This is a genomic window from Aurantimonas sp. NFXS3, assembly GCF_049132005.1.
In the GTDB taxonomy this organism is placed as follows: domain Bacteria; phylum Pseudomonadota; class Alphaproteobacteria; order Rhizobiales; family Rhizobiaceae; genus Aurantimonas; species Aurantimonas coralicida.
In genome coordinates this window covers 71144-97846 of sequence record NZ_JAGDDZ010000007.1, presented here as the reverse complement: position 1 = coordinate 97846, position 26703 = coordinate 71144, and the positions used below count along the sequence as shown (strand labels likewise).

Below are 26703 nucleotides of genomic sequence, written 5' to 3'. Positions count from 1 at the left end.
TGCATTCAGAGTTGCCGCAAACGACGGTATGACTGATTGGAGTGCGGCGCCGAAGCGACGAAACCGCCGACGCGGGGACCAGACTTGGACGACGATCGGTTTCTCCTGTCGACATCGATGCCGACCCCGGGGCAGGCGAAGCTTGCTTGGGGCACGATCGCCCTCCTGTGCCTCGCGGGGCTTCTGGTCACGCCCTTCGCCCGCATTCATCTGCCCGGAACGGAGGGGCTTCTGCCGGCCTATGGAGCGGCCGTGTTTCTGGCGGAGGCAATCACCGCCGGCCTTCTGTTTTCGCTGTATTACGTCATGCCGCGCACCGCGGTCCTCATCCTGGCGGCCGGCTATCTCGTCTCGGCACTGAGCATCGTTCCGTGGATGCTGAGCTTTCCCGGAGTGTTCCAGGCGTTCGGCCTCGACAGCGGTCCGCAGGGCACGGCCGCCATCGCGGCATTGCGGCGGCTGCTCTTCCCGATGGCCGTCGTCGCTTATGCGCTTCTCAAGAACCGGCCGGTCGGACCCGTCGGCCGACGCGGCGTGCGCATGCGGATCGTGGTCTGTATCGCGGCGGTTCTGCTCTGGACGCTGACGGTGGCGTATTACGTCCTCGGTACGGCGGGCTGGCTGCCGCCGTTTCTCTCGGCTGACGGAACCCTGACGATCGTCTGGATGCTCGTTCCGGCGATCGCGCTGCTTCTCTACGCGGTGGGCATTGCCCTTCTGGTGCGCGGCGTGCGCAGCGTCGTCGACACATGGCTGATCGTGGTCCTCGTCGCCCTGACCATCGAGACCGTTCTTCTTGCCTATGTCAGCGCGGGATTGCGGCTCAGTCTCGGATGGTGGGCGGGCCGCGTGTACGGTCTGGCGTCGGCCAGCCTCGTGCTGATGGTGCTCCTGTCGGAAGCCGTGCTGATGCAGGGGCGCCTCGCGCGCTCGATGGCGGCGGAGCGACGGGCCCGCAGCGATCGTCTCACCGCGATGGAGGCTCTCTCGGCTATGGTCGCGCACGAGGTCAATCAGCCCCTTGCGAGCATGGTGACCAACGCGGCAGCAGGCCTCCGCTGGCTTGACCGGCCGCAACCCGATCTCGCAGAAGCCAGAGATGCCTTCCGGCGGATCGGCGCCGATGGCCACGTCGCCGGTGAGGTTGTCGCCGGAGTGCGCACGATGTTCCGGCGCGGCGCGCGCGATTGCGAGCCCTTGGACCTCAATGCGATCGTTGCCGACGCGCTGCGTCGATCGGCCGACGAGACGCGGCTCGCCGGGATCGCGGTGACGACGCGCCTTCATACTCCGCTCCCCCAGGTGCTCGGCAATCCGGCCCAGATCCAGCGGCTGGTGGCCAATCTCGTTTCGAACGCCGTCGACGCGATGCTGGGTGGGGCGAGCGATCCGCGACGTCTGCTGGTGGCGACGAGCCGGCAGGGAGATCGCGTGACCCTGTCCGTGGCGGATACCGGGACCGGCATCGAGCCGGCGACGGGTCACACGATCTTCGAGCCCTTCGTCACGACCAAGCCGGACGGCATGGGCATGGGGTTGATGTTCTGCCGCGTCGTGGCCGAGGCTCATGGTGGCCGGGTCACCCACGCCCCCAATCATCCGCAGGGCACGATCTTCACGATCACGCTTCCGGCCGCTACGGTGCCCCGCGACGCATCATCGGATGATCGGGCCGGACCATGAACGCGACGGTATTCGTGGTGGACGACGACGCATCGGTTCGCGAGGCGGTCTCGAGCCTGTTGCGGTCGGTCGGCTACGACGTGGCCGGATTCGCCACCACCCGCGACTTCCTGCTTGCCGAGCGCGGACGGCAACCCTCCTGCCTCGTTCTCGACATCCGGCTACCTGGCGCCAGCGGGCTGGAGCTGCAACGGGAACTCTCGGCCCTGGGCTCCCATCCGCCGATCGTCTTCGTCACCGGACATGGCGACATTGCCATGTCCGTCGCGGCGATGAAGGACGGTGCGGTGGAGTTCCTGACCAAGCCGTTCCGCGAACAGGATCTCCTCGACGCCGTCCACGCGGCGCTGGAAATCGACCGCAGGCAGCGGGCGGAGGGGGAGGCCTTCGCGGTCATTCGGCAACGCTGGGAGACGTTGACCCCGCGCGAACGCCAGGTGATGGCGCAGGTGGTGGCCGGTCGGCTGAACAAGCAGATCGCCGGCGATCTCGGTCTGAGCGAGGTGACGGTGAAGGTTCACCGTGCCGCCGTCATGACGAAGATGCAGGTGGCCGGTCTGCCCGATCTCGTCCGGGCGGCCGACAGGCTGGCCAACGACGCCGCCATCCAGAAGGCGTAGCGCGGTTATACCACCGCACGATTGCGCCGAACCTCTCCTTTTCGGCACTGTCTCCCCCGAAGCGACAAGGTGCTTCGCGGTCGCATCCTCCGCCAGCGGACGCTTCCAGCAAGGCCACTTCGTCGGCGGCGGGAGGGTCAGCCATGAGTGAGGCACGCCTGATCGCGATCGTCGATGACGACGCTTCGGCGCGCCAGGCTCTGTCCGCCCTTTTGCGCGCCATGGGGTTTCGCGTCGCCGAGTTCGGCAGCGGACCGGAGATTCTGGAGACCATGCCGATGATCGAACCGGACTGCCTTATCGCCGATATCCGGATGCCGGCGATGACCGGCCTGGAACTGCATCGCCGGCTGCACGAGACCGGCCGGCCCCTGCCGACCATTCTGATCACGGCCTTTCCGACCGCACTGGTCACGGAACGGGCGAGGGCGGAAGGCATCCTTGCTGTCCTGACCAAACCGCTGGAACCGGGCCCGCTTGCGGCCGCCATCGCGGCAGCGCTCGGCGAAGAAGACGGGGATCCAGGCCTGCCGGTGGATCCCTCCACGACCTGAACGCGGCGTCGGGACACTGGCTCCCACACGCCAGCATCGACCCAACCGGGACATGGCACGCGCGGCAACTGCCGGCGTGATCGCCCCTCCATGCTCATCGACAACACAGGAAACACAACATGCCGATCGAAGCCACTGCCGCTGCTGGATCGCTCCTGATCTCTCCGACGGATCATGCGTTGGTTCTCATCGACTTCCAGTCGCAGATGTCCTTCGCCACCAAGTCCATCGACGCGGTGATGCTGCGCAACAACGCTGCACTGATCTCGCGTGCCGCCGCCGGGTTCAACGTGCCCACCATCCTCACGACGGTTGCGGAAAAGAGCTTCTCCGGGCCGATGTTCGAAGAGATCACCAGCGCCTTTCCGGGGCAGAGCCTGCTCGACCGGACGTCGATGAACACCTGGGAGGACGCGGCGGTGATCGACGAGGTCAACCGGATCGGCAAGACGCGCATTGTCTTCGCCGGCCTGTGGACCAGCGTCTGCATCGTCGGGCCGACGCTGTCTGCCCTCGATCAGGGGTTCGAGACCTATGTGATCGCCGACGCCTGCGGCGACGTCTCCGACGAGGCGCATGAGCGGGCGATGGAGCGCATGATTCAGGCCGGCGTGCGGCCGATGACGGCGCTGCAGTATCTGCTGGAGCTTCAGCGCGACTGGGCGCGTGGCGAAACCTACGACATGACCACCGGGATCGCACGCCAGTTCGGCGGGGCTTACGGCCTCGGTGTCACCTACGCCAAGACCATGTTCGGCGCGTCGGAAGGCCACTGAAGCGAAAACGCTGGTGGTCCGCGCGGGGCGAGCCCGCGCCGTGCGGATCACCAGAGCCAATCGCTCGGGCTTCGCCGTGATCTTCGGAACCTCGCGGCCTGTCTCACCCAATTTCTGGACGGAAAGAGATCGACATGAGGATCTACATCGCCTCCCTCGGCGCAGGGCTTCTCGTCGGCGTCGTCTACGCCCTGATCAACGTGCGCTCTCCCGCGCCGCCGATCGTTGCGCTTGTCGGGCTCCTCGGAATCCTGCTCGGCGAGCAGATCCCGCATCTCGTCAAGGCGGCGGTGCGCGGGTCGACCGACGCGTCCGCTGTGCTGAGCCGTCAGGTCCGTCCCCACGTCTTCGGCCACCTGCCGTCAGGTGAGCGCGCCTCAGACGCCGCTATTCCCGCATCGAGGGAAGGCTGATGCCGGTCCCTAAACCATTCCCTGCATCGCCTTCACTTTCGGCTTCTCCGCTCCCGCAGGGGCGACCCCATTCATCGGAGACCTGCGCATGACTGCCGATCTCATTCTCCATAGCGGACTGGTGTCCACCCTCGACAGCACCAACCCGAGCGCCGAGTCCATCGCCGTCAAGGACGGGAGTTTCCTTGCGGTCGGCCGTACGAACGAGATCATGGCGCATCGCGGGCCCGATACCAAAGTGATCGACCTGAAGGGGCGCCGCGTCCTTCCCGGCCTGATCGACAACCATCTCCACATCATCCGTGGCGGTCTGAACTTCAACATGGAGCTGCGCTGGGACGGCGTGCGCAGCCTTGCCGACGCTATGGACATGCTGAAGCGACAGGTTGCGGTGACGCCCCCGCCGCAATGGGTGCGCGTCGTTGGCGGGTTCACCGAGCATCAGTTCGCCGAGAAGCGCTTGCCGACCATCGACGAGATCAACGCGGTCGCGCCGGATACGCCGGTCTTCCTCCTGCATCTCTACGATCGCGCACTGCTCAACGCCGCGGCGCTTCGCGCCGTCGGCTATACGAAGGAGACGCCGGCGCCGCCCGGAGGTGACATCGTGCGCGATGCGTCCGGCAACCCGACGGGATTGCTGCTGGCCAAGCCGAACGCCGCCATCCTGTACGCGACGCTCGCCAAGGGCCCCAAACTCCCCTTTGACTACCAGCTCAATTCCACGCGCCATTTCATGCGCGAACTCAACAGGCTCGGCGTCACGGGCGCGATCGACGCCGGCGGCGGCTTCCAGAACTATCCGGACGACTATGCGGTGATCCAGAAGCTGGCGGACGAGAAGCTGCTCACCGTCCGCCTGGCCTACAACCTGTTCACCCAGAAGCCGAAGGAGGAGAAGGAGGACTTCCTTCGCTGGACGGCAACCTCCCGCTACAAGCAGGGCGACGACTACTTCCGGCACAACGGAGCGGGCGAGATGCTCGTCTTCTCCGCTGCCGATTTTGAGGATTTCAGGGCCGAGCGGCCGCACATGCCGCCTGAAATGGAGGGCGATCTCGAAGGCGTCGTGCGGGTGCTCGCCGAGAACCGCTGGCCGTGGCGCATGCATGCGACCTATGACGAGACGATCTCGCGAGCGCTGGACGTCTTCGAGAAGGTCAATCAGGACATTCCGCTGGAGGGCTTGAACTGGTTCTTCGACCACGCCGAAACCATCTCCGACCAGTCGATCGACCGCGTCGCGGCACTCGGCGGTGGCATCGCGGTCCAGCACCGCATGGCCTACCAGGGCGAATATTTCGTCGAACGCTACGGTTTCGGTGCGGCGGAAGCCACGCCGCCCGTCGCCCGCATGCTGGAGAAAGGGGCTCGAACCTCGGCGGGAACCGACGCCACGCGCGTTGCCTCCTACAATCCTTGGGTCTCGCTCGCCTGGATGATCACCGGCCGCACGGTCGGCGGCTTGCGGATCACGCCGCCCAGGAACTGCCTCGACCGCGAAACGGCGCTCCGCATGTGGACGGAGAACGTCACGTGGTTCTCGAACGAGGTGGGCAGGAAGGGCCGGATCGAGGCGGGCCAGTTCGCCGACCTCGTCGTTCCGTCGAAAGACTTCTTCGCCTGTGCCGAGGACGAGATCTCGCACGTCACCTCCGATCTCACCATGGTGGGTGGCCGCGTGGTGTATGGTGCGGGCGACTTTTCCGCCGAAGATGAGACCGACATCCCTCCCGCCATGCCGGACTGGTCGCCGGTGCGAAGCTTCGGCGGCTATGCCGCCTGGGGGGAGGCTGAGGGCGCCGGACGCAATTCGCTTCGTCGCACGGCGATATCGTCCTGCGGCTGTGCCAATGATTGCAGCGTGCATGGCCATGACCACGCGACGGCATGGTCGTCGAGCCTGCCGATCTCCGACCTGAAGGGCTTCTGGGGTGCGCTCGGCTGCGCATGCTGGGCGGTCTGAAGATGAGGGCCCTTTCGCTTTCTCCAGGACACGACGCTCTGTTCCGCACGTTGCCGGAAAGGCTGGCACTGGTCGCTCTCTGCGGCGCTTACATCCAGGGGCCGATCTCGAAACTCGCCGACTTTCCCGGAGTTGTGGACGAGATGGCAAATTTCGGTCTCCGCCCGTCCGCGCTGTTCGCCGTCGGTGTGATCGCGTTCGAGCTCGTCGCGTCCGGCATGGTCGTGTCGGGCCTCAAGCGTCGCGCCGCGGCTCTGGCCCTGGCCGCTTTCACGCTCGCCGCGACAATGCTGGCCCTGCGCTTCTGGGAGATGGAGCAGGGCACGGCACGCCAGATGACCGCCAACGCCTTTTTCGAGCACCTCGGTCTCGTCGTCGGCTTCGTCATCGTCGCCGGTCTCGATCGGCCTGCTCGGTTCAAGCGAGAGGACGTTCCATGACCGGCCCATTCCCGACTTCGTCCGTATCGCGTCGCGATGCCCTCATCGGCGGCGCCAGCCTCGCGGCCACGGCCATGCTTCCCGGCATGGCGTTGTCCACGACCACCACCCCGCATCCGAAAAGGACCCACACTATGGCTACCGTGAAAACCAGCGACGGCGTCGAGATCTTCTACAAGGACTGGGGGCCGAAGAACGCCCAGCCGATCATGTTCCATCATGGCTGGCCGCTGTCCTCGGACGACTGGGACAGCCAGATGCTGTTCTTCCTTCATAATGGCTACCGTGTCGTCGCCCATGACCGGCGCGGGCACGGACGCTCGGCGCAGGTCAGCGACGGGCACGACATGGATCATTATGCGGCCGATGCCTTCGCGGTGGTCGAAGCACTCGACCTGAAGAATGCCGTCCATATCGGCCATTCGACCGGTGGCGGCGAAGTCGCCCGCTACGTCGCCCGGCACGGCGAGCCCAGCGGCCGCGTCGCCAAGGCGGTTCTCGTCAGCGCGGTGCCACCACTGATGCTGAAGACCGAGGCCAACCCCGAAGGCCTGCCGCTGGAAGTGTTCGACGGATTTCGGAAAGGCACTGCCGAGAACCGGGCGCAGACCTTTCTCGACGTGGCTTCCGGGCCGTTCTACGGCTTCAATCGCGAGGGCGCGACGGTCCACCAGGGCGTCGTCCAGAATTGGTGGCGCCAGGGCATGATGGGCAGCGCCAAGGCGCATTACGACGGCATCAAGGCTTTCTCGGAGACCGACCAGACGGAGGATCTGAAGGCCATCTCGGTTCCGACGCTGGTTATGCATGGCGATGACGACCAGATCGTGCCGATCGCGGATTCAGCGCTGAAGTCTATCAAGCTCCTGAAGAACGGGACGCTGAAGGTCTATGAAGGCTTCCCGCACGGCATGCTCACCACGCATGGGGCGGTCCTGAATCCCGACCTCCTTGCCTTCGTGAAGAGCTGAGCCGCGGTGGCGAGCCCGGCGTCCCGACCCGTCGCCGCCGACGGAGGTTTTGCGCCTCTGCGCCACCCTGTCTTCGCCGTCCTGTGGACGGCGACGATCCTCGGCAATGTTGGCAGCTTCATGCGCGACGTTGCAAGCTCGTGGCTCGTCACGGACCTCACGGCATCGCCCGCCGCCATCGCCATGATCCAGGCGGCGGGGACGCTGCCGGTGTTCCTGCTCGCCATCCCGGCGGGTGTGCTGTCGGACATCCTCGACCGGCGCCGGTTCCTGATCGGCGTCCAGGTCTTCCTAGCCGGCGTCAGCCTCTCGCTGGCCATGCTTGCGGCCACCGACTCCTTGACGATCGAAGCGCTGGTCGCGCTGACGTTCCTTGGCGGCGTAGGCGCTGCCCTGATCGGCCCTGCCTGGCAGTCGATCATGCCGGACCTCGTGCCCCGGGACGAACTCAAGCGTGCCGTCGCACTCAACTCGCTCGGCATCAACATTGCCCGCTCCATCGGCCCGGCGGCGGGCGGACTGATCCTCGCAAGTGCCGGGGCGGCGGCGACCTATGGCGCCGATGTGGCGAGCTATCTGTTCGTGATCGCGGCGCTCTTGTGGTGGAAGCGTCCCGCCGTCACCCGTGACGATCTCTCCGAAAGCTTCAACGGCGCCTTCCGCGCAGGGCTGCGCTACGTCCGCGCCAGCCCGGAGGTCCATCGCGTCCTGCTGCGCGCCTTCGTGTTTTTTGCCATGGCCAGTTCGGTCTGGGCGCTGCTGCCGCTCATCGCACGCAATCTGCTGGGCGGCGATGCGAGCTTCTACGGCATTCTGCTGGGGACCGTCGGCGCAGGGGCGATCCTCGGCGCCGTGCTGATGCCCCGGATCCAGGCCAAGCTTGATGTCGACGGGCTGGTGCTTCTCGCGGCCTTGCTGACCGCGGCGGTCATGGCGCTCCTGTCCCTTGCTCCGCCTCGCTGGGCGGCCTTGCCACTCTTCCTGGTTCTCGGCGCAGCCTGGATCATGGCACTGACGACCCTCAACGGTACGGCTCAGGCCGTTCTTCCCAACTGGGTCCGGGGGAGGGCGCTGGCGGTCTACCTGACCGTGTTCAACGGCGCGATGGCCGCGGGCAGCCTGGCCTGGGGGCTGGTCGCGCAGGAAATCGGTGTGCCGGGGGCACTTCTCGCCGCCGCTGCCGGGCTGACTGCGAGCGCTCTCGCCATGCACCGTGCGAAACTGCCAATGGGTGAGGCCAATCTCGGTGCCTCCTATCATTGGCCCGAGCCGTTCGTCGCAGGACCAGTAGCGCAGGATCGCGGCCCGGTGATGATCACCGTGGAATATTGCGTCGCCCCGAGCAATCGCGGCGCATTCCTCGAAGTTCTTTTCCGGCTCGCGTCCGAGCGCCGGAGGGATGGCGCGTTCGCCTGGGGTGTCACGGAGGATGCCGCCAAGCCGGCCACGATCCTCGAGTGGTTCATGGTGCCGTCATGGGCAGAGCATTTGCGTCAGCACGGGCGTGTGACAAAGGCCGATGCGGAGGTTCAGGCGGAACTGCACCGCTTCCATCAAGGCGATCTGCCACCCCAGGTACGGCACTTCCTGAGTATCGACAGGTTGGCAGTAAGCTAGGGGCTCGCTCGGCAAGCCGGCGCGAACGCATTCGGCCGGGCGCCGACACTTGCCTGTTGCATACGCTGGAGTAGCCCTTGGGGCCGACAGGAGAACCAATCCAATGGGGAAATTGGAAGTCGTGGCGTCGGACACAGAAGTTCGTTTCCTCGGCGGATTGCGAGGAGTTGCGATTGTCGCACAAACTGCATAACATGGACATTGCACAGGCCGACAAGTCTCTGTAATCACTGGTAAAAGTTTGGTGTGGATCGAGTCCTGCCGGGCCCACAATTTCCTGCTCAAGTAATTGCAATCTCTTGCCAGTTTGCGCGAATTCGGCCTCGACGGAGCCCGAGCTGCATAAGATGCAACATACGGTGCTCTTGCCGAGTGACGTCACCCTGCGAAACGGGGGGCAGTACGTCCGTCACGTGCGGGATGATGATGTCGCGGACGTCTTTGCCGGCGCCCGGATTCAGCGATCCCTCGAAACGCGTCTTTCCAGCGAAGCACGCCAGCGGGCAGCGCGGATCGACGCCGATATCGGGCACAGTTTGCCGAGGCGCTTCAGCGCAAGGGCGCGCGCTTCACGCTTGCCGCTGAACCTCGGGACGTTGAAGCCACCCGACACGCTGACCGAGACATTCAGGGAGCTCCCATCGCGGCTGAGCGTCGCTTCTTTCTGTCAGCCGGGCCCACAGATGGATCAGGCGGCACGGAACGGACCGAAGAAGCAGGAGTTGGTCACGCTGGAGTCACCGTCGAGGAGCCGGCATGCAGAAGGAAGAGGGCGCGCTCACTGACGTCATAGCCGAACTCGAGGAATCTGCTTCGGAGTCGGGAGGCGACGAGGTCGAGGCTGGACACCTCATCGACGCGCTCGATCATCGCGGCTACGGGCCAGCCCTGGCCGTCCTGCCGCTGATCGAGATTTCCCCGCTTGGGGGCATTCCCGGCTTCCCGACGATCCTTGCGCTGACGCTCGCAGCAATCACGGTGCGCCTTATCATAGGCTATGAGCATTTCTGGGCGCCGAACTGGCTGCGCCGGCGGACGCTCAAGTCCGACCGGGTGATCAGGGCGGTGGAATGGCTGAAACCGGTGTCGCTCCGGATCGATGCGAAGTTGCACGAGCGCTTGTCGCGCTTTGCCGGTTCGACCGGGCGACGCGCGGCCTGTATCGTGATCCTGTTCCTGCTTCTTACAATCCCGCCGCTCGAACTCGTGCCATTCGCGACGACGGGGCCGATGATCGTCATTTCGATTTTCGGGCTGGGGCTGCTCTACCGCGACGGGCTCCTGATGCTCTTGGGATTCGTCGGCGCAGCAATCGCAGTTGCCAGCGGGCTTTGGGGATTTGTCGGCTCCTCGAGTTGATCGCATCAAAGCGGCTCATGATCGACATTCGCGTCGCCTCGGGCATCTGATTGACCTGGAGCGGTCGAAGGAAATGGCCGCTTTCCGCAATCTCGTCCCACAGGCTGCCAGGCCGGCTTCGGCCCTGTACTTCTATAGCGGGTATCCGCATCCACGCTCGCATGAACCCGAACGTCGAGACGACCTACTCATCCAGAACTTCGCGGACCTTCAGAGCCAATTGCTCAAGCGAGGCCGGCTTTGGCAAGAGATGCACACCCGGGTCCAGCACTCCATTGTGCACGATCGCATTGCGCGAATATCCTGTCGTGAACAGAACCCGGAGTTCGGGCTTTCGCTGCCTGGCTACATCGGCGAACAGGCGCCCGCTCATGCCCGGCATGACGACGTCGGTGAAGAGCAGGCAAACCTCCGGATGCCGGTCAAGCATCTCTAGCCCGCAGGCACCGTCTTCGGCTTCGAGAACACCGTAGCCGAGATCACGAAGCATCTGGACCGCGAGTTCTCTGACCCGCCGCTCATCTTCCACGACAAGGATGACTTCGGACGATTTCCCGTATGCAACGCCACGGGCGGACGTGCGAGCCGGAGCCTCGGCGTTGCCGTAGTACCGGGGAAGATAGATCTTCACCGACGTGCCATGGTCCGGCTCGGAATAGATCTTCACGTGCCCGCCGGATTGCTTCACGAAGCCGAAGACCTGGCTCAGCCCGAGGCCGGTGCCCTTGCCGACGCCCTTGGTCGTGAAGAAGGGGTCGAACGCCTTGGCGGCAACCTCGGGCGGCATGCCGCTGCCATTGTCCGTCACTGCGACCAGAACGTATTGTCCTTCCGCTACGCCGTGCTCGGCGGCATAGGCGCTGTCGAGGTGGCAGTTCGCGGTTTCGATCGTCAACCGCCCGCCATCCGGCATGGCGTCGCGTGCGTTGACCGCCAGGTTCAACACGACATTCTCAAGCTGACCAGCATCAGCATAGGTTTGCCAAAGCCCGCCTGCCAGCACCGTCTCCATCTGGATCGTCTCGCCCAACGTCCGACGCAAAAGCTCGGACATGTCCGAGACCATGTCGTTCGCCTTCAGAGCCTGCGGCGACAGGGGCTGCTGGCGCGAGAAGGCGAGAAGGCGCTGCGTCAGCGTCGCGGCCCTGTTGGCTCCCTCCATCGCGCCCGAGATGAACTGGCCGACATCCGTGTCGCCCTTGGCGAGCCTGCGCTGAACGAGGTTCAATCCACCGATGACGATTGCCAGCATGTTGTTGAAGTCGTGTGCGATGCCGCCGGTGAGCTGCCCGACGGCCTCCATCTTCTGCATCTGTCGGATCTGGTCCTCGGCCCTGAGACGCTCCTGGACGGCATCGTTGATCCGCTGCTCCAGTGTCAGGTTGAGATTGCGCAATTCTGCACTCGCCTGTTCTGCGGCGTTGCGCGCCTCAAGCAACTCCCGCTCGTACCGTCGGCGATCGGATGCATTGAACACCGTCATGCGGATGAACCGCACGTCGCCGGTCTCGTCGCGTCGCTCGACAGCGTTGACCAGGACGGGGAAGGCGGTGCCGTCCGCGCGCACAAGGTCGAGCGCAACCTCATTGAAGAAGCCCTGCATTCTCAACAGCGGGGCGAAGTGCGTCTCGTAATAGATCTTCCCCGCGATGTTCAGAAAGTCCTGGAACCGTTGCCCGTGAAGTTGCGCGCGCTCATGCCCCAGCCATGCGAGCAGGGTCTGGTTGACCTTGGTAATCCGGCCTTTCGCATCCGCCGACACATAGCCGCACGGCGCACTCTCAAAAAGGTCCTCCAGATCTTCCAGATCATCCTCTTCGAAGTTGTTGGCCCGGCTCACCCTCGCACCCTCAGAGGAAAGCTCTCATGGCCGCTATCGTTTCGTTGGGCGCGCTGAGGTTCGGGCAGTGTCCGACGGCATCCAGGGTCACGAGTTTGCTGTTCGGAATATTGCTGTGAACGTACTCGCCCACGCTGGTCGGCGCGATGACATCTTCAGAGCACTGGAGGATCAGTACAGGGACCTTGATGTGCGCAAGATCCGCCCGGTTGTCGGAGAGAAAGGTGACGCGGGCAAAGCGCTTGGCGATATCCGGATCCGTGCGGCAGAAGCTGTTCGTGAGTTCTTCACCCAGCTCTGGCCGGTCGGGATTCCCCATGATGATCGGGGCCATGGCTTGCGACCATCCCAGATGATTGCTGTCGAGGAAGTCCAGCAACTCGGCAATCTGAGGCTCGGTGAAGCCACCGACATAGTCTCCATCGTTCGTATATCGCGGTGACGGGCCGATCATGATCAATCGATCGAACAGGTCGGGCGCCTTGTTGACAGCCAGAACGCCGATCATCGCGCTGACCGAGTGGCCCACGAAGACGCCGTGCTCGACGCCGGCTTCCCGACAGAGCGTGACCACGTCGTCGACATATCCGTCGAGCGAGGCATATTTCTCCGGGTCGTAGGCCGTCAGATCAGATCTCCCGGCGCCGACATGATCGAACAGGACGGTCCGATACTGGTCTTCGAAAGCAGGAGCCACGAACCGCCACATGTTCTGGTCACAGCCGAAGCCGTGCGCGAACACCATCGACATTGTCCCGGTGCCGGCCAAGGTCACATTGTGCCGCTGAAATGCCGTCAAAGCCGTCTCCTCTCCAACTGCATCGTCATGATCGAATGGCCTTCCCCCGAAGGCTCTCATCGGCTCTTGCGTTGGCGAGCCCTGCCAAGACGGAGCCCCTCCCAGGGACGATCAAGCTTCCTGCCACAACGTCGAGGCCTCGTGTTTTCGGCGTATCATTGGAAGAGAAACGATACGTGTCGCGCGGCACCGACTATCGCATCGCTATTCGTTCGCTTCGCGGGCGTCAATCGCCGCAAACGATCCAGGCGACGTTCGGTCTGCCTCGGATGGAGCTGGTCTCAAGGCCTCCGGGCCCGGGAGTTCCGATTGCCTTGCATCACCGACATGCGTGAGAAAGGCGAGCCGCGGCAGCAGAGAAAGGCCTTTAACTTCTGGCCTCTCAGCCGCTCCGCGCGGGTGGCCGAGGGGCTACATGGCTCTTCAGATCAGGCTTCGGAAACCTTCCGGAATCATCGCCATCTCGGCAAGCTTAAGTACGGCGATCTAGCGCCTTCGATGCCCAATCCATCCGGCTGCTTACCTGCAGTCTAACGGCGCGACCGACTTGGAGCCGAAGACGCGAACATCGTCCTCGGCACCGATTCATTCGCACAAGCGAAGGCGCGCGCGACATGTCTGAAACGCAGCGAAACAACCGCTGCAACCGCCCGACGTGGACTGCTTCCGGGGGCGCCGATTTGCGTTCCCTATGACCGGGATGGCTCGGCTCCCGCCGTTTGGGGGGGGGGGGGACGGCGCCGGGCAAAGAACATTGTCGATGGCGGCCAGTCGCCTATTGCTCGAAGAGCTTGGCGTCGCGGGCGATCATGGCGGCGTGGGTGCGGTTGCGGGCGTCGAGCTTGCGGGACAGCGTCTTGACGTGCAGCTTGACGGTGACCTCCTGCAGGTCGAGATCGCGGGCGATCTCCTTGTTGGCCTTGCCGTCGCACAGCCCTTCCAGGACCTGCATTTCCCGTGCCGACAGCTTGTCCGCCAGCGGATGGGCGGCTTTCGCCTCCATCTCCGTCATCCATTTGACCGGCGCGTATTGTTCGCCCGACGCCATGAAACGCAGCGCGTTGACCATGGATTTCGCGCCCAGCGTCTTCGGCACGAAGCCGGCCGCCCCGGCCGCCAGCGCGTCTTCGGCGACGGTGCGCGATGCCACCCCCGACATCAGCGCCACCGGCTTGTCCTGATTGGCCGCGATGGCCCGCTTGAGGCCGGCAAGGCCGTCCATTCCAGGCATGCCGTAATCGAGGAGCACCAGATCGAAGGAGCCCACCTCGTCGATGCGCACCAGCGCCTCGTCGAGGGTCGCTGCGACCGTCACCTCGATCCCGCCCTCATTCTGCAGGAACAGCGCGATGGTATCGCGAACCAGGTCGTGATCGTCTGCAACGAGAATCTTCAAGGACCGTCTCCTTCCGATCGCAGACCTCGGGCTTCTGCCGCCAGGACTGCGGCTCTCATTGTGCCCCGCCCGGCAGGCGAGGACCAGCGGCGCCTCGCAGTGATCCGTCTCGCACGGTCAGCGTGAGGGCCCAGGCTTTCCGATGGATTAAACAGGCGCATGGGGGACCGCTGCACTCGGCAGAGGCCCCCGTGCGTTGCACATTGTCTGTGCGCGCCGTTCCATGGCCGGCGCCGCATCTAGAAAGCGTCTTTCCCGCCCACGTTCGGCACCGGGTCAGGGGGCGTAGGCGGTCCAGCCCCTGAACGTGAACCCGGCGTAAAACAACGCGACGTCCTCGAAGCCGGCCTCCCGAAGCAAGGCCTCGTCGTCTTCCGGCGACAAGGCCGGCAGACGGTCGCCGATCGCCGCGATCGCGCCCGGCATCTGCGCTGCAGGCACGCCCGACATGACTGCAAAGGCGGCGAAGCGTTCCAGCCAGAGTGCTTTGCGCTCCGGGTCCTGCGGAAAGCTGTGATGCGCAACGGCGAAGGGCGCACCGGGCCTGAGCCGCCTGCGGAGGGCGATCAGCGTCCGCAGGCGCTCCTCCCGGGGCAGAAAGTGCAGGGTCAGGAGGCAGGTGGCACCGTCGAAGGGCCCGTCCGGCGCGACATCGATGGTGCCTTCATGCAGCCGAACGCGCGAGGCGAGGGGGCCGAGCGTCCTCTTCGCCAGATGCAGCATCTCCGCCGAGGGATCGACGCCGTCGAACCGCCAGCCGGGCTGGAACTCGGCAAATGCCTTCAGTTCAAGCCCGCCACCGGCCCCCAGGACGAGCACACGACCGTCCGCATCCACGCGCTCCGCAAGAAGCAGCGCTGCCATGCGTTGCAAATGGTGAAAGCCCGGCACCATTCGCACCGGACCTTCTGCATATCGGGCAACCGAGGCGGGATCAGAGAACGACGACAAGTGGCACCTTCAGGTCTCCGGGTGCAGAGGCACCGCCTGCATAACATGGACTTAGTACATGCCGGCAAGTCACTGTCATTGCTGATGGAAATCTGGCGTGGATCGAGGCATGCCGGCCCCACCATCTTCTAATCAAGCGATTTGCAGTTGCCTGCAATTAGGCGAATTCGGAGTCCGCACAGGCCGCGAGGGGCCGGTCGTTCTTCCGGGCCGGAGCGGGATGCCCGCGCACGCCTCAGGCGACACGGTTGCCCTGGCGCCAGACGGAGCGGACCACCGGCGGCTCGCCGGGATGGCTGCGTACCCGCACCAGATCGGCGCGCCGGCCGACGGCGATGGTGCCGCGGTCTGTCAGGCCGACCGCCTCCGCCGGGTTCAGCGTCACCAGTCTGATCGCCTCCGGCAAGCCCGCCGCACCAATGCCGACGAGATGGAAGGCTGCCTGCAGCATCGAAAACGGGACGTAGTCCGAGGACAAGATGTCGAGGAGGCCGAGCCGAAGCAGTTCGATCGCCGAGACGTTGCCCGAATGCGAGCCGCCGCGCACGATATTCGGCGCGCCCATCAGGACGTGCAGACCAGCGGCGCGCGAAGCGGACGCCGCCTCCAGGGTCGTCGGGAACTCGGCGATGCTCATACCCAGCGCCAGGGCCTCGTCGACATGGGCGATCGTCGCATCGTCATGGGAGGCCAGCGCGATGCGGCGCTCCCGGCATATCTCGGCGATTTCGCGGCGGTGTCGGTCGGAAAATTCCGTCGACTGCGCCAGCCGCTTGCTGCTGAAGCTCTCGAACGCGGCGTCCGAGAGGCCGAGCTTCTTCTGGTAATACGTCCGGTACGCCCCGAGATCGGCGAACTGCCTCTGGCCGGGCGCATGGTCCATCAGCGAGACGAGCTTCAGGAGGGGATTGCCGGCCAATCCGGCAAAGCCTGCGAGGACATCCGCTGAGGAAACTTCGCAGCGCAGATGGATGTAGTGGTCGGCGCGCACCCGTTCTTCGTTGACGGCCCTGCCGATCATCTCTCCCATCTCGGCCATTTCGTCGGCATTGAGCGTGGCGTTCTCGTCGGTGCCGACCCGCAGCGCGTCGAAGACCGTGGTGATGCCCGAGCCGGCGATCTGGGTATCGTGCGCCTGGATGGCGGCCATCTTGTTCCACAGCACCTTCGGCCGGGGCATGAGATGCCCCTCGATATGGTCGGTATGCAACTCGACGAGGCCGGGGATGAGTGTGTCGCCGTCCATGTCCTGCCCAGTCCTTGCCGGGCCCTCGCCGATCTCCGCGATCAGTTCGCCGTGCAGGACCAGGTGCCCGTGGATGACCCGATCGGCGGTGACGATGCGGGCGTTGGTCAGGACTGTTTCGTGCGGCATGTCGGGTGATTTTCTGGGCTGAGGGCTTGCGGGAGGAGAATGGCGCCGGCCGCTGCCTTTTCGGGACGCGCGGCGTCGACCCCTCAGGTGACGAAACGCCGGAGCTGTTGCGACAGGAGGTCGGTCAGCACCACCGACAGGACGATGATGATCAGGATGGCGGCGGATTGCGGATAGTAGAATCCGCGGACCGACTCGAACAGGACCTGACCAATGCCGCCGGCGCCGATGACCCCCAGGACCGTTGCGGCCCGCACATTGGATTCGAAGCGGTAGAGCGCATAGGAAATCCACAGCGGCAGCACCTGCGGGATCACCCCGAAGACGATTTCCTGCAGCTTCGACGCGCCGGTGGCGCGGATGCCTTCCACCGGCCGCGGGTCGATCGCCTCGACCGCTTCCGAGAACAGCTTGGCGAGAATGCCCGTGGTGTGGATGAACAGCGCCATGACGCCGGCAAACGGTCCGAGGCCGACGGCGACGACGAACAGCACCGCCCAGACGATCTCGTGGATGGCGCGGAAGAAGTCCATCAGCCGGCGGCAAGGCTGCAGGATGTACCAAGGCACCATGTTGTGCGCCGACAGGATGCCGAAGGGGATGGCGAGCAGCACGGACAGGACGGTGCCCCACAGGGCGATCTGCACCGTGACGACCATTTCCTCGGCGTAGTAGCGCCAGTCGGTGAAGTCGGGATTGGCGAAGCCGGCGGCGTATTGCGCCATATTGTCGGCATCGGTGAAGAGATAGGTCCAGCGTCCCATCTCGGCCGGTGCCCAGCTCCACAGAAGGGCGGCCGCAAGCCCGATCCAGATCACCGCGTTCCAAGCACTGCGGGACCAGTCGCGGCCGGCATTCAGGTCGGGGGCAGCGGGGCGCGAGAGAGAAACCGCGTCGTCGGTCATCGGGCATCCTGTGATCGGCGAAACCGGCCGGCGCCTGGATGCGGTGCCGGCCGGAGGGATGTGGCGAAATGTGCGGCGGGCAGGGCCCGTCGCCGCGTGACGCGTCAGCTCTGCGGAGCGCTCTTGATCTTCTCCTCGTAGCCGGCCTTTTCCGCTTCGAGCTTCTCGATCTCGGCGGTCTTCTCCTCGGCGCTCCGGGACTCGTCGGCCTCGATCTGGGCGATCGTCTTCGACAGTTCCATCACGCGGATCGGCAGGAGCTGGTCATTGGTGGATGCGACGAAAGGCGCCCATTCGAGGCCCGCAAGGACTTCCTTCTCGTGGGCCACGTCACCGGTCGACTGGTCGGTGCCGTAGGTCACGAAGAACTCCCTGATCTTGTCCTTGCTCTCCTGCGGCAGGTTGGTGTTCCACACGATCGGATCGGCCGGGATCAGCGGCGACTTCCAGATCACCTTGATCTTGGCGAAGGCGTCCGGATTGTTCTTCTCGATGAGGGCAAGGCTCTCGGTATTGTTCGCCGCCGCATCGACCTGGCCGTTGGCGACGGCCATGGCGTTGGTCTCGTGGTTGGCGTTGGTGACGTTCTTGAAGCATTCCTTCGGGTCGACGCCGTTGGCGGCGAAGACGAAGGTCATCGGGACGAGATAGCCGGAGGTCGAGTTCGGGTCGCCGAGGCCGAAATTCAGCGACTGGTCGCAGGTCAGGAGATCCTCGACCTTCTCGAGCGGCGAGTCCTTCGGTGCGAGCACCAGCGACCAGTAGCCGGGATTGCCGGAGATATCGACGGTCTGCGCGAAGATCTCGCCATTGGCGCGATCGACGGCTTCCATGGCGGACTTGTTGCCGTACCAGGCGAGCTGCACCTTGTCGAAACGCATGCCCTCGATGACGCCGGCATAGTCGGACGCGAAGAAGGGCTTCACGGCGAGGCCGGTCTTCTCTTCCATGTCGGCGAGGAACGGCTCCCATTTCGGCCGCAGATTCTGCTGGCTCTCGGTGGAGATGATGCCGAAGGCCAGCTCGTCCTGGGCAAGCGCCGTGGTCGAGATGCCGGCGACCATCGTGGCGGCGGCGAGTGTGCGAAGAACCATGTTCATGGCGTTGTTCCCCTGTTGCGTTTGGTTGTCGTGGTGACTTCAGGCCGGCACCAGCGCCGGTGCGTTGACCGGCGCTTGCTTCGTCGCCCGGACGCGCCTGTCGGCGTCGACCGGCAGTGCGTCCGGAAGGACGAGTTCTTCCGAATCCGCGCCGTAGAGCTCGGTCAGGAAGGCGTTGGTCAGTGCGTGGGAGGGGCCGTCATAGACGACCTCGCCGCCGCGCAGCGCGATGGTGCGGGGGCAGTAGCGGCGGGCATATTCGACCTGATGCAGCGACACGACGGCGGTGATCCCGTCGGTGCGGTTGATCTCCGCGATCACGTCCATCACGCGGCGGGCCGAGGCCGGATCGAGCGAGGCGATCGGCTCGTCGGCAAGGATGACGCGGGATTTCTGCACGAGGCAGCGGGCGATGGCCGCGCGCTGCTGCTGGCCGCCGGACAGGGTGGAGGCGCGCTGCCAGGCGACTTCCGGAATGCCGACGCGGCCGAGCGCGGCACGGGCCGCAAGCTTCTCATCGCGCGAGAACCAGCCGAGCGTGCCGCGCCAGCGCGGAATCCGGCCGAGATTGCCGAGGAGGACATTGGTGATGACCGGCAGCCGCGAGACGAGATTGAACTGCTGGAAGATGACGCCGATCTCGCGGCGCATGGCGCGCGCGCCGGCGCCGAGCCGGCCGTCGGACTGGATCGGTGCGCCGAACAGCGCGATGCTCGATCCGGTGCCGCGGTCGGCGCGTTCGAGGCCGGCGATATGGCGGATCAGCGTCGACTTGCCGGAACCGGACGCGCCGATCAGCGCGACCATTTCGCCTTCGGCAATGGTCAGGCTGACCTTGTCGAGCGCCTGCTTCAGGGCAAAGCGCTTGGACAGGTCTTTGATCGCTATGGCGCTCATGCGGGTCCCCCGTCCGGCGTCTCGACGGGTGACTCTTATGAGCGCTCCATGTGGGTGCGATGACGACTTTCTAAACGTTCGATGACAGCCGCTCGGCGGCATCGAAGCGCAGCGGATTATCCGCCGTGACGGTCGAGAAACGCCTGTGCGTCAAGGTTTTGGAAGTCGGCAAGGGCGGCGCGCAGCGTCTCGTGCGGCCAGTCCCACCACGCCAGCGCATCCATGCGCGCGCCGATCTCGGCGGCAAAACGCGGCCGGATCGGCCGGGCGGGAACGCCGCCGACGATCGTATAGGCCGGCACGTCCTTCGAGACGACCGCGCCCGCGCCGATCACAGCGCCGTTGCCGATGGTGACGTCAGGCAGGATCGTCGCGCCATGGCCGATCCAGACATCGTGGCCGATGACGACCCGGTGCGCGCGGCGCCAGTCGAAGAAGCCCGCTTCGTTCTCTTCACCGTCGAAATAATCACCGGCCCGGTAGGTGAAATGGTGCTGGGTGGCGCGCCATGTCGGGTGGTTTGTGGCGTTGATGCGGACGCAAGCGGCAATGTTCACGAACTTGCCGATCGCCGTGCACCAGATGCTGCCGTCTTCCATCACGTAGGAATAGTCGCCGAGGACGGTCTCGGTCAGGCGGCAGCGTTCGGCGATCTCGGTGTAGCGCCCGAGAGCGCAATCCTCGATCTCGGCGCTGGGGTCGACCAGCGGGGATAGGGAGAGCTTCGGCATTCAGGCCGCCTTGCGGGCGGAGAAGGCGGAGACGTCGATGATCCGCGTCGCGATCCGCTCGCGCACCGCCGCATCGTGGAAGATGCCGAGCACGGCGGTGCCCGCCGCGGTCTTGGCCTCGATCATCTCGCAGACCACTTCGCGGTTCTGCGCGTCGAGCGAGGCGGTCGGTTCGTCGAGCAGCAGCAGCGGCTGGTCGGTGATGAAGCCGCGGGCGATGTTCACCCGCTGCTTCTCGCCGCCTGAGAAGGTGGCGGGCGGCAGCTCGAACAGCGGCTCGGGCAGATTGAGGCGGGCCAGCAGAACGCGGGCCCGTTCGCGCGCGGCTTCGGGCGCGGTGCCGCGGGCGACGAGCGGCTCAGCGACGACGTCGAGCGCTGGTACGCGCGGGATGGCGCGCAGGAACTGGCTGACATAGCCGATCGCGTCGCGGCGAAGGGCGATGATCCGCCGCGGGTCGCCGCTGGCGAGGTCCGTCTCGTTGCCAGTGGCCCCGTCGCGGATCAGGATCTCGCCAGCATCGACGGCGTAGTTTCCATAGACCATGCGCAGGATCGACGATTTGCCGACCCCCGAGGGGCCGCCCAGCACGACGCATTCGCCGGGCGCGACGGTGAAGGAGGCCGCCTCGACGACCGGCAGGCGAATGCCGCCGCGCAGATGCATGGTGAAGGACTTGGCGACGTCGCGGACCGTGAGGATCGGCTGGGAAGGCACGGACATGGCTCAGCTTTCCGGGATCGAGGCAACAAGGAGCTGGGTGTAGGCATGGTGCGGGTCGTCGAGGACCCGGTCGGTCAGGCCCTGTTCGATGACGCGGCCGGCCTTCATGACGATCATGCGCTGCGACAGAAGCCGCGCAACGGCGAGGTCGTGGGTGACGATCACCACCGACAGGCCCATCTCGGCGACCAGCGAGCGGATCAGGTCGAGAAGCCGCGCCTGGACCGAGACGTCGAGCCCGCCGGTCGGCTCGTCCATGAAGACGAGGCGCGGCCGGGTGACGAGATTGCGGGCGATCTGCAGGCGCTGGCGCATGCCGCCGGAGAACGCGTCCGGGCGGTCGTCGATCCGATCCTCGGCGATCTCCACACGGCCCAGCCAGTCGGTGGCGCTCTCGCGAATGCCGCCATAATGGCGCTCGCCCACCGCCATCAGCCGTTCGCCGACATTGGCGCCGGCCGACATCCGCATCCGCAGGCCGTCGGCGGCATGCTGGTGGACGAAGCCCCAGTCGGTGCGCATCAGAAGGCGCCGTTCCGCCTCGCCGAGGCTGGCGAGATCGCGCATCGTGCCATCGCGCATGGCGTAGGAGACGCTGCCCGACGTCGGGGCCATGCGCGCTGCGATGCAGTTCAGCAGCGTCGTCTTGCCGGAGCCGGACTCGCCGACGATAGCGACGACCTCGCCGGGCCAGACGTCGAACGAAACGGCTTCGCAGCCGACCCGGGGGCCATAGCGGCGGGTGAGGTCGCGAACGGTGAGAAGCGGCGATGCCTGGTCCATCGATGTCATGCCTCGCCCTGCCTGGTCTCTTGCCGTAGAGCCGGACCACCGTCGCCGGCATGGCCGGCCTCGCGCCGCGTTTCGCAATGGTCGGTGTCGGAACAGACGAACATCCGCCCGCCGCGGTCGTCGGTCACGACCTCGTCGAGATAGACGTTCTCGGCGCCGCACAGCGCACAGGGGCGGTCGAAAGCCTGAACGGCGAAGGGATGGTCCTCGAAATCCAGCGACACGACGTCGGTGAAGGGCGGCAGGGCGTAGATCCGCTTCTCACGCCCAGCACCGAAGAGCTGAAGGGCCGGCGAGCGGTGCATTTTCGGATTGTCGAATTTCGGGATCGGCGAGGGATCCGTCACGTAGCGGCCCTCGACCTTCACCGGATAGGCATAGGTCGTGGCGATGTGGCCGTGGCGGGCGATGTCCTCGTAAAGCTTCACATGCATCAGCCCGTATTCCTCCAGCGCGTGCATCACCCGCGTTTCGGTCTCACGCGGTTCGAGAAACCGCAGGGGCTCGGGGATCGGTACCTGGTAGACGATGATCTGGCCGGCGGTGAGCGGCGTTTCGGGAATGCGGTGACGGGTCTGGACGATCGTCGCCTCGCTCGTCCGCGTCGTGGTGGCAACCCGCGCGGTCTTTTCGAAGAAGGCGCGGATCGACACGGCGTTGGTGGTGTCGTCGGCGCCCTGGTCGATGACCTTCAGGACGTCGTTCGGGCCGAGGATCGCTGCGGTCACCTGCACTCCGCCGGTGCCCCAGCCGTAGGGCATCGGCATTTCGCGGGAGGCGAAGGGGACCTGGTAACCGGGGATCGCGATCGCCTTGAGGATCGCGCGGCGGATCATCCGCTTGGTCTGTTCGTCGAGATAAGCGAAGTTGTAGGCGGGCAGGGCGGCGGTCATTCGGCGGCCTCCCGCGCGGCGGCTTCGTCGTCGCCGGTGTCTCCGTTGGCCTCATCGACGTCTCGCGCGGCGTGCTCCCGGCGCATGCGACGCACCAGATCGAGCTCGGCCTGGAAGTCGACATAATGCGGCAGCTTCAGGTGCTCGACGAAGCCGGTGGCCTGTACATTGTCGGAATGGGCGATGACGAACTCCTCGTCCTGCGCGGGGGCGGTGCGTTCCTCGCCGAACTCGTCGGCCCTGAGCGCCCGGTCGACGAGGCTCATGGCCATCGCCTTGCGCTCGGACTGGCCGAAGACCAGTCCGTAGCCGCGGGTGAATTGCGGCGGCTGCTTGGCCGAGCCCCGGAACTGGTTGACCATCTGGCACTCGGTCATCCGGACCCGACCGATGGTCACCGGGAAGCCGACTTCGGGCATGTCCATCACGACATCGACGAGGCCGATGCGGATTTCGCCGACGAAGGGATGCGAGCGGGCAAAGCCGCGCTGGGTCGAATAGGCGAGCGACAGGAGGAAGCCCTCGTCGCCGCGCGCCAGTGCCTGCAGTCGCAGGTCGCGGCCGGCAGGAAATTCCGTCGGCTCGCGGGTCAGATCACCCGGCTTGCCGTCCGGTGCGTCGCCGTCCGGCTCGATCAGGCCGTCGGCGCCGAGAATGTCGGTCACACGCGGACAGGCTTCGCCCGGCCAGTCGCGACGCGCGCCCGCCTCGACCGGCGGGTCGCCCGCCATGTCCGGGTCGATCAGCCGATGGGTGTAGTCGAAGGTCGGGCCCAGCAACTGGCCGCCCGGCAGATCCTTGTAGGTTGCCGATACCCGCCGTTCGATCCGCATGTTGTCCGTCTCCAGCGGCTCCGAATTGCCGAAACGGGGAAGGGTGGTGCGATAAGCGCGGATCAGGAAGATCGCTTCGATCAGATCGCCCCGTGCCTGACGCACGGCCATCGCGGCGAGTTGGGGATCGTAGAGCGAGCCCTCGGCCATCGCCCGGTCGACGGCGAGCGCCAGCTGACCGGCAATCTGCTCCAGTGTCAGTGCCGGGACGTCGCGGTTGCCGCGACGACGGTCGGCGAGAAGACGGTGGGCGCTGGCGATTGCGGCTTCGCCTCCCTTGGCGGCGACATACATCTCAGCGATCTCCGATCTGGGTGGTGCGCGGCAGGCCCAGGGCTTCGCTGCCGGAAACAAGCAGCATGTCGATGCCGCGGGGATAAAGGCCGCGATTGTTTGCCCAATCCTCGAGGAAGAAGTCCGGCAGTCCGCGCGGGCTGACGGAGGCGGTCGTCTCTATGCCGGGGCCGGTCAGCTGCAGTCTCTCGCCGCCCCGAAGAGCGGGGAGGCAAAGGATCAGCGTTGCCGAACGATCGGGATAAGCCGCAGTGCCGGCCGAAAAATGCGACAGGGCTGGCAGCTGGGTCGGGTCGCAGACGAGGGCGAAGGCGGCAGCCTGCGGCTCGGGAACGATCGCCGCACCGGTGTGGAAGGCAAGCCATTCGGCGACACCGGCGCCGAGAGCCGCAGGGTCGAGCCAGAGGGGCGTGTCGTAGTCGGCCAGCGCGGCAAGGATCGCCCCCGCCGCCGGTGGGGCAGCCGATGGCGGCGCGGCCAACGCGCCAAGATCGAGCATCGTGCCCGGCCGGGCAAAGGCATTCATGATCGCGGAAAAGGCGGCCTGGGCATCGAAGACGGGGTCGGCGAAGCCACCTTCGAGGGATGCGGTCGTCATTGTGCCGGTCATCATTCGTCGCCCCAAACCATCGTGAAGAAGTCGACGCGTGTCGCCTCGGTCTCCTCGGCGGAGCGCCGGTCGGCCTCCTCCTGCTTCGTCAATGCTGGGCCGACGACCATGGCTTCGATCGCGGCTCGCCAGTCGTCGCGCTGCCAGCCGGCATCGAGTTGCGCGGCAAGGCGCGCGTGGTCGGCGTCCCGCCCCATGATCATCGCGTGGCCGACTTCGCCCGAGGCGAGGCGCATGCTGGCGCGCGTGACGCTGGCCTCGCCGATATTGAACGGCGCGCCGCTGCCGCCGATCCGGCCCTGCAGCATGACAAGCCCGACCTCGGGGCCGCGCAGGCTGGTGACCGGCACTTCGCCGGCGATCGCGTCCCAGGCCGTTGCGAGCGAGTGTGCATCGCTGGCTGCAAAGGCTTCCATGGCGCGGCGGCGCGCGGGCCGGCTGGGATCGCAGGAGTGGTTGTCCGAGGAGGGCATGGCATTCTATCCGTTGTGGTCTGATCTGATGGCGTCAGTCGGCTGAGGCACTCAGCGCGGATCCCGACAGGACCCGCTTTGGCGGTGTCGGTCGTCAGGCTTGCGATTACCGGCTCACTCGAACCGGGCACGCAGCCGGTCGGTGAAATATTCCATCACCAGCACGATCGCGAAGATCGCGAGGATGATCGCCGAGGCGTTGCGGTACTGGAAGAGGTCGAAGGCAACCTTCAACTCCTGGCCAATGCCGCCGGCGCCGACGAGGCCGAGGACGACCGAGGAGCGGACGCCCTTCTCCAGCGCAAAGAGCGAGCTGTTGATCAGCGTCGGCATGATGCTCGGCAGCGTCGCCCCGAAGAGGATGCTGACCCGCGAGGCGCCGATCGCCCGCAAGGCCTCCTGCGGCTTCTTGTCGGCCTCTTCCATGGCTTCGGCGAAGAACCGGCCGCAGAAGCCGATCGTGTCGACGACGATCGTCATGGTGCCGGCAATTGCGCCGAGCCCGACCGTCGAGACGAAGACCAGTGCCCAGACGAGATCCGGAATGGTCCGAAACAGCGAGATGATGCCCCGTGGCAGCTGCCGGAACGCCCCGAGCGGGGAGATGCCGCGCGCTGCGAGCCAGCCGATCGGCAGGCTGATGACGACGCCGATGACCGTGCCGACGAGTGCGATCTGCAGGGTTTCGAGAATGCGCCAGCCCATGCGCTGGAGGAAGGTCGGTTCCAGATTGGGCGGCAGCATGCGGCCGATCAGCTCGACCATCTGCGGCGCCCCGGCGGCGAGCCGCTCGGGCGACGGGGCGACCTGGCCGAGCGAGACCAGGAAGACCGCTGCAAAGGCGACGAGCAGCGTGAAGCTGATCGGCGAGATCGAGGGCAGACGCGAGGGCGCGCGCATCCGGGCCGGCGCGTCACCCATTGAAGACGTCTTCCATCTGCTGCCGGTCGACCATCGGAGTCGGGAGATCGAAATGCACCCGACCGGCCTTCAAGGCGATGATCCGGTCCGAATAGTGCATCGCATGTTCCATATCGTGCGTCGTATAGACCAGCGTGATGCCGTGCTCGGAGGCCAGGTCGGAGAAGATCGTCATGATCTCGCGACCGACCCAGGGGTCGAGGCTCGCGGCGGGCTCGTCGGCGATCAGCAGCTTCGGCTTTCGGATCAGCGCGCGCGCAATGGCGATGCGCTGGGCCTGGCCGCCGGAAAGCTGGTCGGCGCGGGCGCAGGCCTTGTCGGCAAGGCGCACGTCGGCCAGCACCTGCATCGCTTCCTCGCGCCAGTCCTCGCGGGCAAGGGCATGGTGCCAGGCCCGCCATCCGCCGGGCAGGCCGAGCTTGCCCTGGACGACGTTGGTGAGCACCGACTGGCGCCCGACCAGTCCGTGGTTCTGGAAGACGAAACCGATCTGCCGCCGAAGGCGCTGCAATTGCGCGCCGCTCGGGGCCGACCGGAAGGTCTCGCCCAAGGTCATGATCTCGCCGTCGCTGAGCGACAGCAGACCGACGAGGCATTTGAGCAGTGTCGACTTGCCGGCGCCGTTCGAACCGATCAGCGCGACACGCTGATCGCTCCCGATGTCGATCTTCACACCGGTGAAGACATGGCGGCCGTTGGCGTAGGCTTTGCCGAGATCACGGGTGCTGATGATCGTTGCCCCCGGCGCCGTGGCCGGCGGGACATCCAATC

Annotated in this window: 27 protein-coding genes; 10 read left to right on the top strand and 17 right to left on the bottom strand. The window is 65.7% G+C overall.

Annotated features, from left to right (window positions below; translation table 11 throughout):
* The first annotated feature begins 84 nt into the window (after positions 1–84).
* The 10 genes from J3367_RS18530 to J3367_RS18485 all read left to right on the top strand — a co-directional run bounded on the left by J3367_RS18530 (position 85) and on the right by J3367_RS18485 (position 10399).
* A complete protein-coding gene (locus J3367_RS18530; RefSeq protein ID WP_421462062.1) occupies positions 85–1683 on the top strand; it encodes a sensor histidine kinase in 1599 nt (532 codons plus the stop codon).
* A complete protein-coding gene (locus tag J3367_RS18525) occupies positions 1680–2303 on the top strand; it encodes a response regulator transcription factor (protein WP_421462060.1) in 624 nt (207 codons plus the stop codon). Before J3367_RS18530 ends, J3367_RS18525 begins: the two co-directional genes overlap by 4 nt.
* Positions 2304–2446: 143 nt before the next feature.
* A complete protein-coding gene (locus tag J3367_RS18520; protein WP_421462058.1) occupies positions 2447–2857 on the top strand; it encodes a response regulator transcription factor in 411 nt (136 codons plus the stop codon).
* Positions 2858–2976: 119 nt separating this feature from the next.
* Entirely contained in the window at positions 2977–3633 is a 657-nt protein-coding gene (locus tag J3367_RS18515) for a hydrolase (protein WP_421462056.1), read from the top strand.
* A gap of 134 nt (positions 3634–3767) precedes the next feature.
* Entirely contained in the window at positions 3768–4046 is a 279-nt protein-coding gene (locus tag J3367_RS18510) for a DUF1427 family protein (protein ID WP_421462054.1), read from the top strand.
* An 88-nt stretch (positions 4047–4134) separates the two neighbouring features.
* Positions 4135–6012: an amidohydrolase gene (locus J3367_RS18505; protein WP_421462052.1), complete on the top strand. Its 1878-nt coding sequence runs from the start codon at positions 4135–4137 to the stop codon at positions 6010–6012.
* A 2-nt stretch (positions 6013–6014) separates the two neighbouring features.
* On the top strand, positions 6015–6452 hold the full coding sequence (locus J3367_RS18500; RefSeq protein WP_421462144.1) for a DoxX family protein: 438 nt from the start codon (positions 6015–6017) through the stop codon (positions 6450–6452).
* Between the two features lie 134 nt (positions 6453–6586).
* Positions 6587–7423 (top strand): alpha/beta fold hydrolase, encoded by an 837-nt coding sequence (locus J3367_RS18495; RefSeq protein WP_421462050.1) that lies wholly within the window; start codon positions 6587–6589, stop codon positions 7421–7423.
* A 6-nt stretch (positions 7424–7429) separates the two neighbouring features.
* Positions 7430–9040 carry an MFS transporter gene (locus J3367_RS18490; RefSeq protein ID WP_421462048.1) on the top strand — a complete coding sequence of 537 codons (1611 nt, stop codon included), beginning with the start codon at positions 7430–7432 and terminating at the stop codon, positions 9038–9040.
* Between the two features lie 756 nt (positions 9041–9796).
* Positions 9797–10399, top strand: coding sequence for an exopolysaccharide biosynthesis protein (locus J3367_RS18485; protein ID WP_421462047.1), 603 nt, complete (start codon positions 9797–9799; stop codon positions 10397–10399).
* A 184-nt stretch (positions 10400–10583) separates the two neighbouring features.
* On the opposite strand, the gene J3367_RS18480 is transcribed toward J3367_RS18485, so the two are convergent.
* The 17 genes from J3367_RS18480 to J3367_RS18400 all read right to left on the bottom strand — a co-directional run bounded on the left by J3367_RS18480 (position 10584) and on the right by J3367_RS18400 (position 26701).
* The gene (locus tag J3367_RS18480; protein ID WP_421462045.1) at positions 10584–12239 is read right to left on the bottom strand and encodes an ATP-binding protein; all 1656 of its coding nucleotides are present in this window, start codon (positions 12237–12239) and stop codon (positions 10584–10586) included.
* Between the two features lie 10 nt (positions 12240–12249).
* A complete protein-coding gene (locus J3367_RS18475; RefSeq protein ID WP_421462043.1) occupies positions 12250–13038 on the bottom strand; it encodes an alpha/beta fold hydrolase in 789 nt (262 codons plus the stop codon).
* A 775-nt stretch (positions 13039–13813) separates the two neighbouring features.
* The gene (locus J3367_RS18470) at positions 13814–14434 is read right to left on the bottom strand and encodes a response regulator transcription factor (RefSeq protein ID WP_421462041.1); all 621 of its coding nucleotides are present in this window, start codon (positions 14432–14434) and stop codon (positions 13814–13816) included.
* A 276-nt stretch (positions 14435–14710) separates the two neighbouring features.
* Complete coding sequence (locus J3367_RS18465; RefSeq protein ID WP_421462039.1) at positions 14711–15385, bottom strand: class I SAM-dependent methyltransferase; 675 nt, start codon at positions 15383–15385, stop codon at positions 14711–14713.
* A gap of 235 nt (positions 15386–15620) precedes the next feature.
* Complete coding sequence (locus J3367_RS18460; protein WP_421462037.1) at positions 15621–16760, bottom strand: alpha-D-ribose 1-methylphosphonate 5-triphosphate diphosphatase; 1140 nt, start codon at positions 16758–16760, stop codon at positions 15621–15623.
* An 83-nt stretch (positions 16761–16843) separates the two neighbouring features.
* Entirely contained in the window at positions 16844–17665 is an 822-nt protein-coding gene (gene phnE, locus J3367_RS18455; protein ID WP_421462036.1) for a phosphonate ABC transporter, permease protein PhnE, read from the bottom strand.
* Positions 17666–17769: 104 nt separating this feature from the next.
* Positions 17770–18765, bottom strand: coding sequence for a phosphonate ABC transporter substrate-binding protein (gene phnD / locus J3367_RS18450; RefSeq protein ID WP_421462034.1), 996 nt, complete (start codon positions 18763–18765; stop codon positions 17770–17772).
* A 39-nt stretch (positions 18766–18804) separates the two neighbouring features.
* Positions 18805–19662 carry a phosphonate ABC transporter ATP-binding protein gene (gene phnC, locus J3367_RS18445; protein ID WP_421462032.1) on the bottom strand — a complete coding sequence of 286 codons (858 nt, stop codon included), beginning with the start codon at positions 19660–19662 and terminating at the stop codon, positions 18805–18807.
* Positions 19663–19778: 116 nt separating this feature from the next.
* Complete coding sequence (locus J3367_RS18440) at positions 19779–20393, bottom strand: acetyltransferase (RefSeq protein WP_421462030.1); 615 nt, start codon at positions 20391–20393, stop codon at positions 19779–19781.
* Entirely contained in the window at positions 20394–21116 is a 723-nt protein-coding gene (gene phnL / locus J3367_RS18435) for a phosphonate C-P lyase system protein PhnL (RefSeq protein ID WP_421462028.1), read from the bottom strand.
* A gap of 3 nt (positions 21117–21119) precedes the next feature.
* Entirely contained in the window at positions 21120–21899 is a 780-nt protein-coding gene (gene phnK / locus J3367_RS18430; RefSeq protein ID WP_421462142.1) for a phosphonate C-P lyase system protein PhnK, read from the bottom strand.
* 5 nt (positions 21900–21904) lie between these two features.
* Positions 21905–22801 carry an alpha-D-ribose 1-methylphosphonate 5-phosphate C-P-lyase PhnJ gene (locus tag J3367_RS18425; RefSeq protein ID WP_421462026.1) on the bottom strand — a complete coding sequence of 299 codons (897 nt, stop codon included), beginning with the start codon at positions 22799–22801 and terminating at the stop codon, positions 21905–21907.
* Complete coding sequence (locus J3367_RS18420) at positions 22798–23928, bottom strand: carbon-phosphorus lyase complex subunit PhnI (RefSeq protein WP_277025394.1); 1131 nt, start codon at positions 23926–23928, stop codon at positions 22798–22800. The genes J3367_RS18425 and J3367_RS18420 overlap by 4 nt, the downstream gene beginning before the upstream one ends.
* A 1-nt stretch (position 23929) precedes the next feature.
* The gene (gene phnH / locus J3367_RS18415; RefSeq protein ID WP_421462024.1) at positions 23930–24526 is read right to left on the bottom strand and encodes a phosphonate C-P lyase system protein PhnH; all 597 of its coding nucleotides are present in this window, start codon (positions 24524–24526) and stop codon (positions 23930–23932) included.
* A gap of 11 nt (positions 24527–24537) precedes the next feature.
* Complete coding sequence (phnG, locus tag J3367_RS18410) at positions 24538–25011, bottom strand: phosphonate C-P lyase system protein PhnG (RefSeq protein WP_421462022.1); 474 nt, start codon at positions 25009–25011, stop codon at positions 24538–24540.
* A gap of 114 nt (positions 25012–25125) precedes the next feature.
* On the bottom strand, positions 25126–25932 hold the full coding sequence (gene phnE, locus J3367_RS18405; RefSeq protein ID WP_024351254.1) for a phosphonate ABC transporter, permease protein PhnE: 807 nt from the start codon (positions 25930–25932) through the stop codon (positions 25126–25128).
* Complete coding sequence (locus tag J3367_RS18400) at positions 25925–26701, bottom strand: phosphonate ABC transporter ATP-binding protein (protein ID WP_421462020.1); 777 nt, start codon at positions 26699–26701, stop codon at positions 25925–25927. Before J3367_RS18400 ends, phnE (J3367_RS18405) begins: the two co-directional genes overlap by 8 nt.
* Between the last annotated feature and the right edge of the window lie 2 nt (positions 26702–26703).

Bases quoted from the DNA above. Each gene is read 5' to 3' on its own strand.
- J3367_RS18525 (WP_421462060.1), top strand. From the start codon at position 1,680: ATGAACGCGACGGTATTCGTGGTGGACGACGACGCATCGGTTCGCGAG.
- J3367_RS18520 (WP_421462058.1), top strand. From the start codon at position 2,447: ATGAGTGAGGCACGCCTGATCGCGATCGTCGATGACGACGCTTCGGCG.
- J3367_RS18515 (WP_421462056.1), top strand. From the start codon at position 2,977: ATGCCGATCGAAGCCACTGCCGCTGCTGGATCGCTCCTGATCTCTCCG.
- J3367_RS18510 (WP_421462054.1), top strand. From the start codon at position 3,768: ATGAGGATCTACATCGCCTCCCTCGGCGCAGGGCTTCTCGTCGGCGTC.
- J3367_RS18505 (WP_421462052.1), top strand. From the start codon at position 4,135: ATGACTGCCGATCTCATTCTCCATAGCGGACTGGTGTCCACCCTCGAC.
- J3367_RS18500 (WP_421462144.1), top strand. From the start codon at position 6,015: ATGAGGGCCCTTTCGCTTTCTCCAGGACACGACGCTCTGTTCCGCACG.
- J3367_RS18495 (WP_421462050.1), top strand. From the start codon at position 6,587: ATGGCTACCGTGAAAACCAGCGACGGCGTCGAGATCTTCTACAAGGAC.
- J3367_RS18485 (WP_421462047.1), top strand. From the start codon at position 9,797: ATGCAGAAGGAAGAGGGCGCGCTCACTGACGTCATAGCCGAACTCGAG.
- J3367_RS18460 (WP_421462037.1), bottom strand. From the start codon at position 16,760: ATGCCGCACGAAACAGTCCTGACCAACGCCCGCATCGTCACCGCCGAT.
- phnE (WP_421462036.1), bottom strand. From the start codon at position 17,665: ATGACCGACGACGCGGTTTCTCTCTCGCGCCCCGCTGCCCCCGACCTG.
- phnD (WP_421462034.1), bottom strand. From the start codon at position 18,765: ATGAACATGGTTCTTCGCACACTCGCCGCCGCCACGATGGTCGCCGGC.
- phnC (WP_421462032.1), bottom strand. From the start codon at position 19,662: ATGAGCGCCATAGCGATCAAAGACCTGTCCAAGCGCTTTGCCCTGAAG.
- J3367_RS18440 (WP_421462030.1), bottom strand. From the start codon at position 20,393: ATGCCGAAGCTCTCCCTATCCCCGCTGGTCGACCCCAGCGCCGAGATC.
- phnL (WP_421462028.1), bottom strand. From the start codon at position 21,116: ATGTCCGTGCCTTCCCAGCCGATCCTCACGGTCCGCGACGTCGCCAAG.
- phnK (WP_421462142.1), bottom strand. From the start codon at position 21,899: ATGGACCAGGCATCGCCGCTTCTCACCGTTCGCGACCTCACCCGCCGC.
- J3367_RS18425 (WP_421462026.1), bottom strand. From the start codon at position 22,801: ATGACCGCCGCCCTGCCCGCCTACAACTTCGCTTATCTCGACGAACAG.
- J3367_RS18420 (WP_277025394.1), bottom strand. From the start codon at position 23,928: ATGTATGTCGCCGCCAAGGGAGGCGAAGCCGCAATCGCCAGCGCCCAC.
- phnH (WP_421462024.1), bottom strand. From the start codon at position 24,526: ATGACGACCGCATCCCTCGAAGGTGGCTTCGCCGACCCCGTCTTCGAT.
- phnG (WP_421462022.1), bottom strand. From the start codon at position 25,011: ATGCCCTCCTCGGACAACCACTCCTGCGATCCCAGCCGGCCCGCGCGC.
- phnE (WP_024351254.1), bottom strand. From the start codon at position 25,932: ATGGGTGACGCGCCGGCCCGGATGCGCGCGCCCTCGCGTCTGCCCTCG.